General features: G+C 68.4%; 1 protein-coding gene. It reads right to left on the bottom strand.

Going from position 1 to position 693, the window contains the following annotated elements:
- Positions 1 to 79: 79 nt before the first annotated feature.
- Positions 80 to 693: polysaccharide deacetylase family protein (locus tag G6048_RS48415; RefSeq protein ID WP_235991175.1), on the bottom strand; the 614-nt coding region annotated here is incomplete at its 5' end.

Below are 693 nucleotides of genomic sequence, written 5' to 3'. Positions count from 1 at the left end.
CCCCCGTATCGGCCTGAACGGCCTCGTCCTCAAACTCCCCCAGCTACCGCTGGGAGGTGCCCCCAGACGGGCTGAATTGCTAGAGGTAGTCCTCCAAGCGCGCCACCGTGTAGCCCTGCTCCTGGATGTTGCGTAGCAAGTTGGTCGTTGCCTTCGTGAGGCTTGTGCCGTGCTGGCCCTCCGGGCAGTGGAGGATGTCGCCCGGCCGTAGGCGTTCGCGATCGCTCCACAGGACCACCGCCGCTACTCCGCAGTCCGCCGCCGCTCCGAGCGTGTCGTGGTTGTAGGCGCCGTACGGGGGGCGGAACAGGCGGGGGCGGATTCCGAAGCGTTGCTTGAGTTTGTCCTGTTGGCCGCAGATTTCGGCTCGTTGGCCGGCGTAGGGGAGGCTGGGCAGGTAGGGGTGGTCCAGGGTGTGGTTCTGGACGCTTGCGCCTACCGCGCGCAGGCGGCCGAAGTGCGCGTATCCCGGTCCTACGACGCTGTCCGTGAGGAACATGCTGACCGGCAGCCGGAGTTCGCGGACCAGGTCGACGAAGCGTGGATCTCGCTCGGCGCCGTCGTCGAACGTCAGGAAGACGACCTTGTCGCGGGTCCTGCGCGCGCCCGGATAGGTGTGGAAGCCCTGCCCGGTCTTGCGGCCGAGCCGTCCCTCGGCGACCAGCCCGGCGAGCAGCGCGCAGGGGGTGAAGC

The organism is Streptomyces ureilyticus (assembly GCF_011045025.1).
Taxonomy (GTDB): Bacteria; Actinomycetota; Actinomycetes; order Streptomycetales; family Streptomycetaceae; genus Streptomyces; species Streptomyces ureilyticus.
Note: the sequence above shows the minus strand (reverse complement) of the source record. Positions and strands in the feature narration are given on the sequence as shown.